The following is a 13,422-nucleotide window of genomic DNA, read 5'->3' as shown; positions in this document are numbered from 1 at the left end:
CATAAGGATGAAGCTGGTTCAGTTTAATTTTAAATATGAAGGGAATGTTGACGATGATGGTATCAGAGAAAACGTTGCATGAGGATATTATTGAAAAGGCTTGGAGTGATGAGCACTTCAGACAACAATTGCACTCCAATCCGAAGCAGGCGCTTCGTGAAGCTTTCGGTATCATAATCCCGGAGCACATTCAGGTACGTACCGTTGAGGAGCAGCAGAATGACTATGTTCTTGTCATACCTCCCAACCCTTCCAAAGTAAATTATGATGTGAATTGCGGACCTTGGAGAAGTTAAGTCGGGCGAGCTAATCTTGTAGTGTAAGAAATCAGGGGTAGGAACAAAAAAGCCGCTGTATCCTTCTGAGTTCGTCATTCGACGAACTCGGTAAAAGATACAACCGCTTCTGTTCCTACCCCTTTGGTGCTTGTAAAGCTAATCTGTCCTTGCATCGCTTCAACAATGCGGAAAGTCACCATCATGCCCAGGCCTGTGCCTTTGATTTTATTGGAGAAATAAGGCTCGCCCAACCGGGAGAGTGCTTCCTCGTCCATTCCTTCTCCATTATCCCTGACATGCACCTTAATCATGCCATCCTGCTTATACGCCCAGATATCAATCTGGCCTTGTCCCTGCAAAGCTTCAATACTGTTCTTGATAATATTGATAAAAGCCTGCTTGAACTTCGAGGAATTGCCCCGAATATATAGATCCGGCGGGATGTCGGTGGTGATTTTGCCACCTTCGAGATTAGCCATCGGTACAAGAATACCTTCGATATGATTGAATTCATCCGAGATATTGAGCGAGATAATATGGTCAAACTCAGGTTTGGCAAAGGTAAGAAAGTCCGTAATGATGCCGGAAGCCCGATCAAGTTCCTCCAATGCAATTCGAACATACCCCTTATTTTTGTTGTCTTCCTGTTCTGTCATTAGTTGCAGGAACCCTCTTGTCACCTGAAGCGGATTACGTACCTCATGGGCAACGGATGCAGCCAGTTCGCTAATAATCTCCATCTTTTCAGATCGCTGCAACTCATTGTTGAACAACTCCAGTTCTTTGGAGTACTCTAACACTTTGGTATGTTTTTCAGCAAAACGACTACCGAGAATGGCAATCAACGAGATCACAAATGCAACCATTGACCATTTCCACCATAACAAATGATACGAACCACTCCGCTGATAGTACCACAACAATTCAGCCACACTGATCAAGGCAAATGTACCGAATCCTGTAGCAAGCAGCATTGCTTCCCGGTTTCGTTGCAGCGCTTTGGCGATGGTACCCACCAAGAGGATTGTAAGCAGGATGACCAGCACCATGCCAATTACACGCTGTACGAGCAGATTGTAGAGGAACTCCCATTGCCCGCCTGATGTAACATAGATAAATAGAGAGAATACCGCGATAACTGAATATATGAATTGTATTTTTCGTAGTTTGGTGAAGATTCCATGCAGTCCTGGCCCGATAATCTGCTCAAAGAAATAACAGAGCGCTGGCATACCCAGCAGCATCGCCAGATCAAATATTACCGAATACAGGTCACCATATACTTGATAGAATGTATACAAAAATTGCGAGTACGTGATGATCATCGTGCCGATGGAGCCCATCACGATGCATAGCGAGATCCATAATCCCTTGTGGAATTTGCCCAGGAAAAACGTACAACTCAGCATCGTAATCGCTGTGAAGACAAACGTTGCGCCCAAGATTACATCAATAAGCCCGTTATGAATATATTTCTCCTGTAAAGCGGCATACGGTCCAACCTGAACGGTACCTTGTATGCCCAGACGGCCTTTCTCATTTTGCGACCATACATAGAGCGTGTCACCTGAATTCTCACTGGATAAGGGCAGCAAGACAGCATTATTATCATAATTGTAATGGTAGTTCTCGTAGACCTTGCGGTCCTCCAGATAGATCACAATATGATTGCCTTTGATGTTCTCAAATCGAATGGCTGAACTTTCCTCAGTCAATTCAGGGATGGTCAGGCGAGTCCATAAGGAACTCGATCGATCTGTATTGCTATACTCTAACTTATCGACACCCTGTCTTTCCCATATCTCATCTGCTCCCTTAACTTCACTGATGAACCCCTGATCGTCAACGTTCCCCCATTTTACTTCCCATCCTGCAATGGATACAGGCTTTTGAACCTCTCCTGTAGTTGCAAAGACTATCCCGTGCGGCATACTTAGAATAATCAATACACTCATCCATAAGATGACGATAGCTTTGGGCACATTTTTCATTCACAGCACCTCAAAGTTCTAATTTTCCCTATCTTAAATTCTCTCATTTATCATTCGCCACCGTTTGTCACGTCACCTTCTTGAGATAAAATGAAATTTCACATTTAAGTCGATTTATAGTCTTATTTCCATTTTATTGTTAAAGTTACCCGATTAATCACGCAAGTCTTCGAACTGGTTCACTATCATTTCCCGTTCTTTCTGTTCAACTTGACTGCGAAATTCAAGCCACTGCTCTGTCTCCTCATCATCATAGATGGTCCATATGTCTGAGAAAAGGAAATCCCGTAACTGTACAACTTGCCCGGACCATATACCGCCTACCCAAAACAAACCATCCGGACGACGGATGACGGTACGGGAGAACCCGGGTGTGGACGCCTTTTGTCCGATACGGATGCGTGTGATCATATTGCCCAGTGTAAACCAGTCCACATGAAATTCCTCCCTTACATATTCAAGCTTCATCATAACATAGGCAAAACAGGAAAAGCTGTAAAAACGGTGGCTGCGATTCAATCCTTTGTTCCGGGTGTAATGGTTTCTCAAAGCAAACAAACACGCTAAGGAGATGATTCCAATGAATGAGCCACATCGTACGGTTGAGGTGGAACATAAGGATGTTCAGCATAAATCGGATTCAAGTATGGTCGCTTCCACATTTATTAAATATGCCGCATATATCATTATCTTTTTCGGATTCTTATACTTCTTGGTTAAATATGTATTCCCCAAATTCTAAGGCATTCATATCGTAGTGAACACCCGGAGATAATAACCTGTGCAAGATTACAACGTTAGCGCTTTGGGTAACTACGGGGTAAGAAGCTTTTGAGAAACCGAGATGAAAGGAAGTGCTACTCATGTCTGACAAACCGATCAGTAACGAAGAGAGCGACCGCTATTATGACCGTTATCAGAGGTCCCGCGATATTCCACCAGAGACGGAAGTTCCGGAAGGCGATATGGATACCTTTGACGAAGTTTCCGGCAGACGGATTGTAACGGAAGATTCGGATCTTGCACCCGTAGCCGCAACCGCTGTAGACGAGCCGGAATTGGATTCACGTTTGGCTGAGACACCGCTCGAATCCGTACCGGATGCAGATCTTCTGCAACCCAACAGTCCGGTTGATCCTGCTGCACCCGATCCGGATGCATTGCATGGTACCGATCTGCTCAATGGTGCTGGTGCGGGTGCCAAGCCGGAGAACGACATTCCACCGCGACGCTAACGGCCGTGATGTCATCCTGAATGAGGAGGTGCATATACGATGAAGGAAGATCACCAAAAGCATGTGCATGAACCAGATAATCTCGTGACGGAACGGGATATTGACCCGGACTTCGGACTGTTCACTGAGGACTCCTTCCCCGAAGCGCTTGAGGATGAGGATCAACGTGATGCGGTGGAGCATGCCATTCCTAAAGAGAAGGCTTCTCGCAAGCACTCTTTGGATGATCAACTTAAATAGATCCGTAGTAGACATAAAAAAGATGACGTCTGTAACAACAGCGTCATCTTTTTCGTTCTTTTTAGTTCACTTTCTACTCGCAATCCAGCTTCACCGCTTAGCGGAAACCTTACTTGCCACGGGCAACTTGTGATCCAAGCCCGACCACTTGGCTACAATCGCAGTGATTAACAGCGCAACTCCGTTAATGATAAAAATCCAGCGAATCGGCAGCCAGCCACCAAGAACACCACCAATGATTGGCCCCGCCATCGTCCCGATCTGGGCAGCGGACTGATTCAAACTAAAGGCTCTTCCTCTAAAACTAGATGCAGTAGCCTGTACAATCATGGCGTTAATCGCCGGAAATACAGCCGCAAAGAATAAACCATATACAAATCGCAATATGCCAAATCCGATATAACCTGTTGTAAAGAACTGTAGAAGATTGCCTACAGCCCCACCAACCAGTCCAATGATCAACACTTTACCGTATCCAATCCTTGAACCAATCTTGCCCCAACGCGGTGCCATAATAACTGTTGCTACACCCACCGCCGAGAAAATAATACCCGAGCTAAGTGAGGCGCGATCAGGCTGAACGCCCATTTCCATCACATAGACCGTCAATAGTGGCTCCAGAATCATGACAGAGAACGTACATATTCCCATCATGCCAAGCACCGTCATAAACAAACGATTCGCTCTCGCTTCACGAATGTCATCCATGACATGAGAACGCGCTTTGTTCCGGTTGAAGTTCTCTTCTTTTACCCAGAAGGTTGCGATGATCGCGGAGACTAGCACTACAATAGCCGAAAACAAAAATGCATTCCGGTTCCCATAATAGTGGCTCACCACACCACCGATTAACGGCCCGATAATCCCACCTGTGGCTCCCGCAGTAGACATAATGCCCAGTGCATATCCTGTCTTCTCTTCAGGTGTATTCGTGCCCACAAGAGCAATCGCGGCTGGAACGAACCCTGCAAGCAAGCCTTGGAACAATCGAACAACAATCAGCGAATATGGGTCCTGCACGAAATAATTGATTAAATATAAAACGGCAAGGCTGTATCCTGACCGGATGAGCATGGGCTTACGCCCGTATTTGTCAGCCAATGAGCCCCAGAACGGTGATACAAGCGCACTCGCAAGAAATGTAATGCCGAAGGCCAGTCCCGCCCATAACTCCAGATGATCACGAACCCCCAGATCAGCACTTAGAAACAGGGGTAGAAATGGAATTGAGATCGAATATGCGGTGCTGCAAAAAAATACACCAATCCACAATATCACTAAATTACGCTTCCACGAGAAGTTCATATACCCGCACGCCCTTTCCGTTACTGACGCCGGGACTGCCGTGTATTAGAGCGGACGGAACAGACCCGTACGTCCCTATGCGGAAGCATTTTCCTTATTTTACACCCATGATTCCATATAGGCCATCCCTTGTTCACCACAAACACATGTATTGCATTGCCATCCTGTCCACAAAAACGGTATGATAGTTGGGTAAATATCCAAATAAGATTTGGAGAAAATATATAATGCAGAGATGCAAGGAGGAACATTTTCATGTCTTTACGATGGAAAAAAAACACAGTAGTTTCGCTGGTTCTCGCGATGCTGCTTATCGTCATTAGTGGTTGCGGACGCCCTTCCAGTGGCGCTACGGAAACACCAGCTCCAGTTGAACCAACAGGCCCTAATCCGGTAGCTACCATTGAGATGGCAGATGGACAGAAAATCGTCATTGAGCTCTATCCTGAAATTGCACCCAATACGGTGAACAATTTTATTTCACTGGCCAACCAGGGTTTCTATGACGGTCTGATCTTTCACCGGGTCATTCCTGGATTCATGATTCAGGGTGGTGATCCGGATGGCAACGGTTCAGGAGGCCCTGGATACACGATTAAGGGTGAATTTACATCCAATGGTCACAAAAACCACCTGAATCATACGCGTGGGGTTATCTCCATGGCGCGTACAAATGATTTGGATTCTGCTGGCTCCCAATTCTTCATCATGCTAGCTGACGCAGATTACCTGGATAACGCATATGCCACCTTTGGCAAGGTCACAGAAGGTATGGAAGTTGTTGATGGTATTGCAGCTCAGAAAATAGGTGAAGCTGACAAACCGGTTACCGATCAAGTCATGAAAAAAGTTACGGTAGATACCCATGGTTTGGAATATCCAGAACCGGTAAAAATGCCTTAACCAGCGGCTTACCCAAACAGATAATAATTGATAGTCATGGTTCGTTAATGAACTGCTAAACAAACAAAAGCTCTGTCCTATGCGAAATTCGCAAGGCAGAGCTTTATTTATTGAATTTAATGATAACGGTTACATAACTGACTTTATAAAAAAGGACCTCTTCCGGCATCATCCTCAATACATCCATCCCATCAAACGTAACCAGCCGATAATCGCAATCCATAACGGGCAGCTAAAGGCAACGCCCCATGCAAGCCCTTTCAGTAAACCACGGTTTACTTCCACGAACAACGACTCCTTTCTCCAGGGAATAGTCGCAGTATCGGTAATAGTATATGATTTTATACCCGTTTTCATTCGTCACGCATGCCCCGTTTTCCTGCTTTTGTTCCGCAGATTCATGGAATGAATTCCGGGAACCTGATATACTATGACTACTGTATGATAAATGGAACCTGATTCATGTTTGGAAAGGAGATTTTCCTATGGCAAAATCCAAAAAACGCACTCCTGCTCCCAAAACAGCAGTAGCACAGGATAAACCCACAACACTGAAAGATCTGCTTAGCAGCGATGTGCTGGAGAAGCTGAAAGCTCAGGCAGATGAGGCAAAAGCTGCCGAGGCGGCACTTAAAGAGCAGGAACGTCAGCAAGCAGAAGAAGCTCGCCAAGCGGAGCAAAAGCGCCGGGATAACGACTTCGAATATTTGCTCAATAACAGCGCAATGGACTGGAAGAAACATAAGTAAGTATCGGGGGCATGACCTGAGGGAATTTCTGACCATCCACATGCCAAAATAATATTACAGCAGACAGATCATGAAGATGATCTGCTCCCAGAACAGGGCCGCGTTGCGGTCCTGTTTTTTTGATATAGACACATATGATTCACCAGTCTTGAGCCGGGTATGTAGAAGTAGAGCGTACAACGATAATCTATAACCATACGGAGGGATCAGAGATGACTGAACAACGTTTGGAAGGTAAAGTGGCGATTGTAACTGGAGGTGGATCGGGTATTGGTCAGGCTACTGCTATTCGTTTCGCCGAGCATGGAGCCAAAGTATACATGCTGGATCGTACACCCGAAAATGCAGAGGAAACCAAGCAGACGATTGAAAAGGCTGGCGGAGAAGCGTATGTGATCGAATGTGATATCTCCAAACCAGACAATGTGCAGAAGGCGATTAATCAGGCCGCGGCTGAAGCCGGTAAACTGGATATCATATTTGCGAATGCTGGCATCAACGGAACGATGGCTCCCATTGAAACGATGGAAATCGAGGACTGGGATCAGACGATGGAGATCAATATGCGCGGAACCTTCGCAACCGTCAAATATGCCATCCCCCATCTGAAAGAACATGGCGGCAGCATCATTATCACCAGTTCCATCAACGGTAACCGGGTCTTCTCAGGTATCGGGTTCTCTGCATACGCTTCCAGCAAAGCGGGACAAACCGCGTTTACCAAGATGGCTGCACTGGAGCTGGCTCGTTACAAGATCCGTGTTAACGCCGTCTGCCCAGGAGCCATCGATACCAACATTGATGATAACACCTACCCTTCGGATGATCTGAAAGAAGTACAGATCCCTGTTGAATTCCCTGAGGGTCATGAACATCCGCTCAAGGGTGAACCTGGAACGTCGAAGCAAGTGGCCAACCTCGTTCTATTCCTCGCTTCCGATGAAGCCTCTCATGTTACAGGTACACGAATCTACGTGGATGGTGCGGAATCTCTGCTCCGTGGATAAACTTATAATATAAGTTGGCCCCAGTTCAGGGACAACGCCCAAACATCCCGCAAGCGATCTGATCCGGTCAGATTACTGCGGGATGTTTTATTTATAAAAAGCTTATGATACGACGCAGGCGCAAGTACAAGGATTATCACTATACCGCGGAGCTTTTACCTTTTTTCACACGATGGTTCAACCAGTCTGGAATGGCAAAGAGCAAAACGTACATCAGCGAAAACAAGACTAGCGCCAGTATCTCTTCCCCAAGGATGTACATGGGATAAGGACCTAGCATATCCAGCACCGAGGGTGTACTCGGTTTGTATCTCAAGAACATGTAATTCGCATCAAGCATGACATCTACAACGTATACAATTAGTGCCGCTACATTCACAAATATCATCGAACCTGCTACAGATCTCCAGCTAGGTCGCAGCTGCTCCACCCAGGTCATGTAGAGCAAAGCCAGAATGATACAGGCATGAGCGACGAAAAATTGAATGAATCGAAAATGTGCATAACCATAGCCCAGATTAGGCGTCAGAATCGCCATAAGGGCTCCTGCGATGCCTGCGAATAACAGTGCAGAATGTAACAGTCGACTGCGTGTCAGTAGTAACAACGCCGATAATAGTAGAGACAGGCTACACAGTTCAAGTGGCAGTGACGTTTGCAGGCTCCATATCTCTCCATACACATACCAGAGTTGCAACACGATCTCACAAGCGAACATGATACAGGCTAGAACAATCCGCAATGTGCGGCGTGCCCTCTCTGACCATGATTGAAGATGGTGTCGAAGCAAAAACATCAGGAGAATCATTGCTGTAATTAAGCAAATGGAAACGATATGTGAAGTGGAGAACAGGATAAACGGCTCTGCATCATAAGGGTCCAGCCATGGTGGATACGCCATACCTCTCTTCTCTCCTTTGCGATCATCTCACCAACATTATCTCTCTTTAATGTTAACTTTTTCATTTTGCCATTGAATGAAAGAGCTGTCCAGTTGGAATTCTAAATAAGGATTGTAATTTAAATATCTTTATGTTAAGATAAATTCAGAACCAAAACAAACTAAAAGTTAGTAACTTTCTTAATAAGGAATAAATTAAAATAAACTCAAAAAATGTTCAACTGAACTTTTACACGATAACGGAGAGGACAGAAATAACCTGAAGAAGCAGAGCGTTCGCCTTTATCCCCGGATTTCCCCTTTAAAAAAGGAATCAAAAAATCTGGGGATAACAGCGATCGGAAGGTTGTTCTGTCATCGAAGTGCCAGTGTAAATAATCCTTTGTTGAACGTATAACCTAACTAGGAGGAATTATTATGCAAATCAAAGGACTTCACCACGTATCCGCCCTAACAGCCCATGCCGATCAGAACTATCGTTTCTACACCAATATCATGGGTCTGCGCTTGATTAAGAAAACAGTCAACCAGGATGACGTATCCGTGTACCATCTCTTCTATGGCGATGAGAAAGGCAATCCGGGTACCGAGCTTACCTTCTTCGAAATTCCGATGGCAGGACAGACTCGTGAAGGCGTGAACAGCATCTCAGCAACGTCACTGCGTGTGCCAAGTGATGCGGCACTTACGTACTGGCAGCAGCGTTTTGACGAATTCGAAGTTGATCATGGAGAGATTGTTGAACGGGGCGGTCGCGCCACGCTCTCATTCACGGACTTTGAAGGACAACGTCTGATTCTGGTTTCGGATGAAAACAATACAGGTGTCGCTGGTGGTAAACCATGGGATCAGAGCCCTGTACCTGCCGAGTATGGCATTGTAGGTCTCGGCCCCATCCATCTTACGGTAAAAGACGCCTCTCTTACTGCTCCAGTTCTTACCCAACTGCTTGGTTTCAGAGCAAAAGGAAGCTACCCTGCCTTTACTCCAGGTCAACCTGATGTACTGGTCTTTGAGTCAGGCGAAGGTGGTAGCGGCTCCGAGGTGCATGTTGAAGAGCGAAATGATCTTGCCCAAGAACGTCCTGGACGTGGCAGCGTGCACCATGTTGCGTTCCGTGTGGATAATGAAGAAGAGCTGAGACAATGGGTGGAACGGGTTCATAATTTCCAATTCCCGAATTCCGGTTTTGTAGACCGCTTCTACTTCCGCTCCCTGTATTTCCGTGAAGCGAACGGTATTCTGTTCGAGCTGGCAACCGATGGTCCGGGATTTGATACAGACGAAGAATTGGCACATCTGGGAGAATCCCTTGCCTTGCCGCCATTCCTCGAAGGTCGTCGAGCCGAGATTGAAGCCAATCTTAAACCGCTGGACACCGTCATCCGCTAATTTCGCATGATCAACATGGTATGACTGAGTATGACTGAATAAACATAAAAACGATTATCACAATGTGTGTAATGGATTTGATCCAGCGACATCATCGTTGATAATCGTTTTTGATTACATCTATTTTATTTAACCAAATACGATGTTGTAAGCGGCACAAACAGCGATGAACCTGGATCTTCTGAAACAATCTCCACAAAAACAGCTTCAGTGCCTGATACATCCACGTCCAGGCTTACCAAGCCGCTTCCTGGCGAAATACTCAGCTTTTTGAGAACCGTATTGTCCTGGTTGATTACCTGTATCTCCTGATTACCTTGAAGAGCGGCCAGTTCCAGATGCAGGGAAGAGTACGTTTTACCCGTCATGATCTGGAAGTCATCTCCTTGCTTCACGGAATCCGTATGCAGATATACATCTTTGTAATCCTTGCCTTTATAAGTGGTCTCCGCAGGATCTTTGGTATGCCATGCGGATGTCCCCAGTACGGATGTTCCGAGTGAACTGAGTGTCAGTTTATTCGTTTCAGATGGTGCTGATCCGTTAGTACCGCCGATCAACACCGAAGAGGTTGCACTGTCATAAGTAATCTCTGTCCCGAGTAATGAACCCACGGCACGCACAGGCAAATAAGTTGTTCCATCGTACGTAATGGGCAACACCGTTTTACCATTTGCATCTTTGGCTGTCACCGTAGCACCATTCATTTTCAGCGTAATCTTGCTGTTCAAATAAGCTTTAATTGGTTCTAGCCCTGTTGCTGCAAGTGCACCTGTTCCGATCCCAAGCGTTAATGTGCCTACCATTAAACCCAGTACAACCTTCTTCTTCATCAAAATCCCTCCTGAACGTTAAATGAGTTATCCTTTATACAATTAAACGACTAAAGTAATCATGTCAATTGTTTCCTGCATTTTTAGTACACATTTCCTATCTTTGGGCAGCACAAAACGAGGCTGTATGTCACGATTTTTTTCAGCCTCGCCCTTTTCCCCACTGTCCGTAAAGGCAGAAAGGGAGATATTTTGTTCAACTGTTCACTAAATATCAATCAAAGGATTCGTAATATTCTTCTTCATATATTTCCATGCTGTATTTCAAATCCGTAGCCTTCCACTCGCCATCCACATATTCATAAGCAAATGTCAGATCACCAGCATATAAAGCCACACCGTAAGATCCTGCCGCTGATACGACAAGTTGACCATCCTCCACGCTGTAATACGTCACTCCGCCGAATCCCAATTCTTCGTTATATACGCCACCACTCGTGTCTTCCTCGATCTGTGCAGGCTCTGCTTGAACGCCATCAACGGCAACATCAACATCCACACGGTCTGATCTAACCGTAACCTTCGACTGCACATGTTGCTTCACGATCTCATCCAGAGACTGCATCTTCATCTCTTCCAGCGTCACCGGATCAATAATACGGGCTTGTCCCAAATAAATACCTGTTCCATGTCCTTCAGTGTACAAAACAACAATCTCTTTCTGGCCGTCTCCATTTAGATCCAGCTCGTGTACTTCGGGCTTGTAAGACCCGCCTTCTCCCTGCCAATCACTAAATTCTTGCGTCTTGCCGTCCACTTCCAAAATCATTCCATTATATATATATCCTGAACCCTCGACTTTCATAGGGTATAATCTGATGTTTTCATTCTCTGGTGCAACCGAAACGTACTGCTCTTTAACGGGAATCGATTCTTGCATTGTATTCGCTGTGTCATGCATTTTATCTATATTGGAAGCCTCAACCGCTTCGGTCTGGCTGGATTGATCATCTATGTTAAGCTGTTTTTGCGATTCATTCATGGTTCTGGCAGCTGAAGTTGTACTAATCGTAGCTACCGCCAAAATAATCATCAGCAGGATACCTGTCCAAGTTTTCAATATACCGGGCTCCTTCTTCTGTTGTGATAATCCTATTATATCTTCATTTATCGCCTGCAAGTTGCGAATTTGTTAATCTTTCAAAAAAATTCTTTACATATTTCTCTTTTCACGAAAGAACGTTCGGCTTTAACCAGAATAAGCAAATTTCCAAGGGCAAATTATTCTCAAATAGCAAAAAAAAATCCGAACACAGCTCAAGGCTGCATCCGGAATGCTTTGGTTTTGTCCATTAATCGATCCGTTAACTGTCTCAGTTCTTCAGCCGAGGAGGAAATCTCCTCCATAATGGCTGTCTCTTCGTGTGCGGCATCCATGATTCGTCTTGCCTCATCAGAGAACGATCCGGCTTTCCCCTGGATCTTCTTCACATGACCGTGCGTTTGCTCCACGCGGCCTGTCTGTTCTGCAATCTTGGAACCGATATCATGTGCACCCTTCATAAATACTTCCACCGTGCCTGTCAGTTCATGCAACGTCTGATCCACAGAGATGGTCCGTTCGGATTCATTAACCACCAGACCATGCTGCTCATGAGACAGCTGTGCCGTCTCCCTTATCCGCTGCTGCACGCGACTGATCAGCTCATTAATACGATGAACCGATTCCTTACTCTCGTCTGCCAGCTTGCGGATCTGCTGTGCCACGACAGCAAAACCAGAACCTTCTTCGCCAGCTCGTGCTGCCTCAATGGAAGCATTCAGGGCAAGCAGCCCTGTTTCCTCAGCAATATTTTTGACAGACTGGGTAATTACCTCGATATCGGAGGCTTCCTTCTCCAGCAACAGCATAATGTCACGAGAACGATTGTGAGACTCGGCCAGCTCGTCCATTCCTTTCATCAGGGATGAGAAGGTCTGTTTCGTATGATCCACCGATCGTTCCATCTGACCAGACATCTCTGTCATGCCCATCGACTGGCTATGCATACGCTGGAAGTCGTTCAACATCTCATCCGCAGTAATCAGAGACTGATGAGAAGTAACTTTCTGTTCTTCTACTCCCACCGCAATATGATCCACCGCTTCCGACATCATCTCGATCTGCTCCGCGGCTTGCGTAATCGCTTCACTAAGCGACTGGGCGTTCTGTGATGTGGTCCGTGTACTATCCGCGATATCGTTTACAATACTTCTGAGATTAGAAACCATTACACGAAAAGCATCATATAATACTGTAAGTTCATCCTGCGCACGTCGCTGTGGAATCTCCGTTGTCAGATCCCCGGATGAAACTTGTTGTGCCGCACGAGAAAGCTGAACAATAGGACGAGTCAGCCAGCGAGAGGCGAACCACCCCAAAATCCCGTTCCAACACACACCCATAACAAGGATGATGGAGATATACAACCAGCTTGGCATGTTAAATGAGAGCCAGTCCTGGAGGAAAAATATAAAAAAGCCGCTAGTTCCGTACGTAATAATAGAAATCAGTACCAAACCCGCGACTGTCTTTGCGCCTAAAGTCCATTTCATATTCACACCCCGTAGTCCTTTTTTCCTATTTTACCAATCATGTACTAAATATC

Annotated in this window: 15 protein-coding genes; 8 read left to right on the top strand and 7 right to left on the bottom strand. The window is 45.7% G+C overall.

Translation table 11 applies throughout. The annotated features are described in order from the left end of the window. Positions 1–35 precede the first annotated feature (35 nt). A complete protein-coding gene (locus MKX75_RS05735; protein WP_235599343.1) occupies positions 36–296 on the top strand; it encodes an NHLP leader peptide family RiPP precursor in 261 nt (86 codons plus the stop codon). A 74-nt stretch (positions 297–370) separates the two neighbouring features. Here the strand turns inward: MKX75_RS05735 and MKX75_RS05730 are convergent, their stop codons facing one another. Both MKX75_RS05730 and MKX75_RS05725 read right to left on the bottom strand, forming a co-directional pair. Next, entirely contained in the window at positions 371–2,269 is a 1,899-nt protein-coding gene (locus MKX75_RS05730) for a HAMP domain-containing sensor histidine kinase (RefSeq protein ID WP_339168841.1), read from the bottom strand. A gap of 153 nt (positions 2,270–2,422) precedes the next feature. Beyond that, positions 2,423–2,704 carry a hypothetical protein gene (locus MKX75_RS05725; RefSeq protein WP_017690238.1) on the bottom strand — a complete coding sequence of 94 codons (282 nt, stop codon included), beginning with the start codon at positions 2,702–2,704 and terminating at the stop codon, positions 2,423–2,425. A 145-nt stretch (positions 2,705–2,849) separates the two neighbouring features. Between MKX75_RS05725 and MKX75_RS05720 the strand changes: the two genes are divergently transcribed. The 3 genes from MKX75_RS05720 (at position 2,850) to MKX75_RS05710 (ending at position 3,744) form a co-directional block, all read left to right on the top strand. Further along, positions 2,850–3,011 (top strand): hypothetical protein, encoded by a 162-nt coding sequence (locus MKX75_RS05720; RefSeq protein WP_017690239.1) that lies wholly within the window; start codon positions 2,850–2,852, stop codon positions 3,009–3,011. Positions 3,012–3,132: 121 nt separating this feature from the next. Then, positions 3,133–3,504, top strand: a complete 372-nt coding sequence (locus MKX75_RS05715; protein WP_062832954.1) for a hypothetical protein — start codon at positions 3,133–3,135, stop codon at positions 3,502–3,504. 39 nt (positions 3,505–3,543) lie between these two features. Next, positions 3,544–3,744, top strand: coding sequence for a hypothetical protein (locus MKX75_RS05710; RefSeq protein ID WP_062832953.1), 201 nt, complete (start codon positions 3,544–3,546; stop codon positions 3,742–3,744). 90 nt (positions 3,745–3,834) lie between these two features. On the opposite strand, the gene MKX75_RS05705 is transcribed toward MKX75_RS05710, so the two are convergent. Further along, positions 3,835–5,049, bottom strand: coding sequence for an MFS transporter (locus MKX75_RS05705; protein WP_339168839.1), 1,215 nt, complete (start codon positions 5,047–5,049; stop codon positions 3,835–3,837). 255 nt (positions 5,050–5,304) lie between these two features. Between MKX75_RS05705 and MKX75_RS05700 the strand changes: the two genes are divergently transcribed. The 3 genes from MKX75_RS05700 (at position 5,305) to MKX75_RS05690 (ending at position 7,708) form a co-directional block, all read left to right on the top strand. Continuing rightward, positions 5,305–5,952 carry a peptidylprolyl isomerase gene (locus MKX75_RS05700; RefSeq protein ID WP_145146333.1) on the top strand — a complete coding sequence of 216 codons (648 nt, stop codon included), beginning with the start codon at positions 5,305–5,307 and terminating at the stop codon, positions 5,950–5,952. 485 nt (positions 5,953–6,437) lie between these two features. Beyond that, positions 6,438–6,701: a YqkE family protein gene (locus tag MKX75_RS05695; RefSeq protein WP_211081827.1), complete on the top strand. Its 264-nt coding sequence runs from the start codon at positions 6,438–6,440 to the stop codon at positions 6,699–6,701. A 212-nt stretch (positions 6,702–6,913) separates the two neighbouring features. Further along, positions 6,914–7,708, top strand: a complete 795-nt coding sequence (locus MKX75_RS05690; protein WP_036612094.1) for an SDR family NAD(P)-dependent oxidoreductase — start codon at positions 6,914–6,916, stop codon at positions 7,706–7,708. A 139-nt stretch (positions 7,709–7,847) separates the two neighbouring features. Here the strand turns inward: MKX75_RS05690 and MKX75_RS05685 are convergent, their stop codons facing one another. Continuing rightward, positions 7,848–8,609, bottom strand: coding sequence for a TIGR02206 family membrane protein (locus tag MKX75_RS05685; protein ID WP_339168837.1), 762 nt, complete (start codon positions 8,607–8,609; stop codon positions 7,848–7,850). A 417-nt stretch (positions 8,610–9,026) separates the two neighbouring features. Here MKX75_RS05685 and MKX75_RS05680 point away from each other — a divergent pair, with 417 nt between their 5' ends. Beyond that, complete coding sequence (locus MKX75_RS05680; protein ID WP_062832949.1) at positions 9,027–10,001, top strand: ring-cleaving dioxygenase; 975 nt, start codon at positions 9,027–9,029, stop codon at positions 9,999–10,001. A gap of 125 nt (positions 10,002–10,126) precedes the next feature. On the opposite strand, the gene MKX75_RS05675 is transcribed toward MKX75_RS05680, so the two are convergent. The 3 genes from MKX75_RS05675 to MKX75_RS05665 form a co-directional block, all read right to left on the bottom strand. Further along, on the bottom strand, positions 10,127–10,834 hold the full coding sequence (locus MKX75_RS05675; protein ID WP_339168836.1) for a hypothetical protein: 708 nt from the start codon (positions 10,832–10,834) through the stop codon (positions 10,127–10,129). Between the two features lie 214 nt (positions 10,835–11,048). Continuing rightward, positions 11,049–11,894: a hypothetical protein gene (locus MKX75_RS05670; protein WP_339168835.1), complete on the bottom strand. Its 846-nt coding sequence runs from the start codon at positions 11,892–11,894 to the stop codon at positions 11,049–11,051. Between the two features lie 197 nt (positions 11,895–12,091). Beyond that, complete coding sequence (locus tag MKX75_RS05665) at positions 12,092–13,369, bottom strand: methyl-accepting chemotaxis protein (protein WP_062832946.1); 1,278 nt, start codon at positions 13,367–13,369, stop codon at positions 12,092–12,094. Positions 13,370–13,422: the final 53 nt, after the last annotated feature.

This window comes from Paenibacillus sp. FSL R5-0341, assembly GCF_037975235.1.
GTDB lineage: Bacteria > Bacillota > Bacilli > Paenibacillales > Paenibacillaceae > Paenibacillus > Paenibacillus amylolyticus_A.
Note: the sequence above shows the minus strand (reverse complement) of the source record. Positions and strands in the feature narration are given on the sequence as shown.

What these genes read in the sequence shown, in the direction of transcription:
- MKX75_RS05715 (WP_062832954.1), top strand. Translation starts at nt 3,133, where the DNA reads ATGTCTGACAAACCGATCAGTAACGAAGAGAGCGACCGCTATTATGAC.
- MKX75_RS05665 (WP_062832946.1), bottom strand. Translation starts at nt 13,369, where the DNA reads ATGAAATGGACTTTAGGCGCAAAGACAGTCGCGGGTTTGGTACTGATT.
- MKX75_RS05700 (WP_145146333.1), top strand. Translation starts at nt 5,305, where the DNA reads ATGTCTTTACGATGGAAAAAAAACACAGTAGTTTCGCTGGTTCTCGCG.
- MKX75_RS05695 (WP_211081827.1), top strand. Translation starts at nt 6,438, where the DNA reads ATGGCAAAATCCAAAAAACGCACTCCTGCTCCCAAAACAGCAGTAGCA.
- MKX75_RS05675 (WP_339168836.1), bottom strand. Translation starts at nt 10,834, where the DNA reads ATGAAGAAGAAGGTTGTACTGGGTTTAATGGTAGGCACATTAACGCTT.
- MKX75_RS05710 (WP_062832953.1), top strand. Translation starts at nt 3,544, where the DNA reads ATGAAGGAAGATCACCAAAAGCATGTGCATGAACCAGATAATCTCGTG.
- MKX75_RS05685 (WP_339168837.1), bottom strand. Translation starts at nt 8,609, where the DNA reads ATGGCGTATCCACCATGGCTGGACCCTTATGATGCAGAGCCGTTTATC.
- MKX75_RS05705 (WP_339168839.1), bottom strand. Translation starts at nt 5,049, where the DNA reads ATGAACTTCTCGTGGAAGCGTAATTTAGTGATATTGTGGATTGGTGTA.
- MKX75_RS05680 (WP_062832949.1), top strand. Translation starts at nt 9,027, where the DNA reads ATGCAAATCAAAGGACTTCACCACGTATCCGCCCTAACAGCCCATGCC.
- MKX75_RS05720 (WP_017690239.1), top strand. Translation starts at nt 2,850, where the DNA reads ATGAATGAGCCACATCGTACGGTTGAGGTGGAACATAAGGATGTTCAG.
- MKX75_RS05730 (WP_339168841.1), bottom strand. Translation starts at nt 2,269, where the DNA reads ATGAAAAATGTGCCCAAAGCTATCGTCATCTTATGGATGAGTGTATTG.
- MKX75_RS05690 (WP_036612094.1), top strand. Translation starts at nt 6,914, where the DNA reads ATGACTGAACAACGTTTGGAAGGTAAAGTGGCGATTGTAACTGGAGGT.
- MKX75_RS05735 (WP_235599343.1), top strand. Translation starts at nt 36, where the DNA reads ATGAAGGGAATGTTGACGATGATGGTATCAGAGAAAACGTTGCATGAG.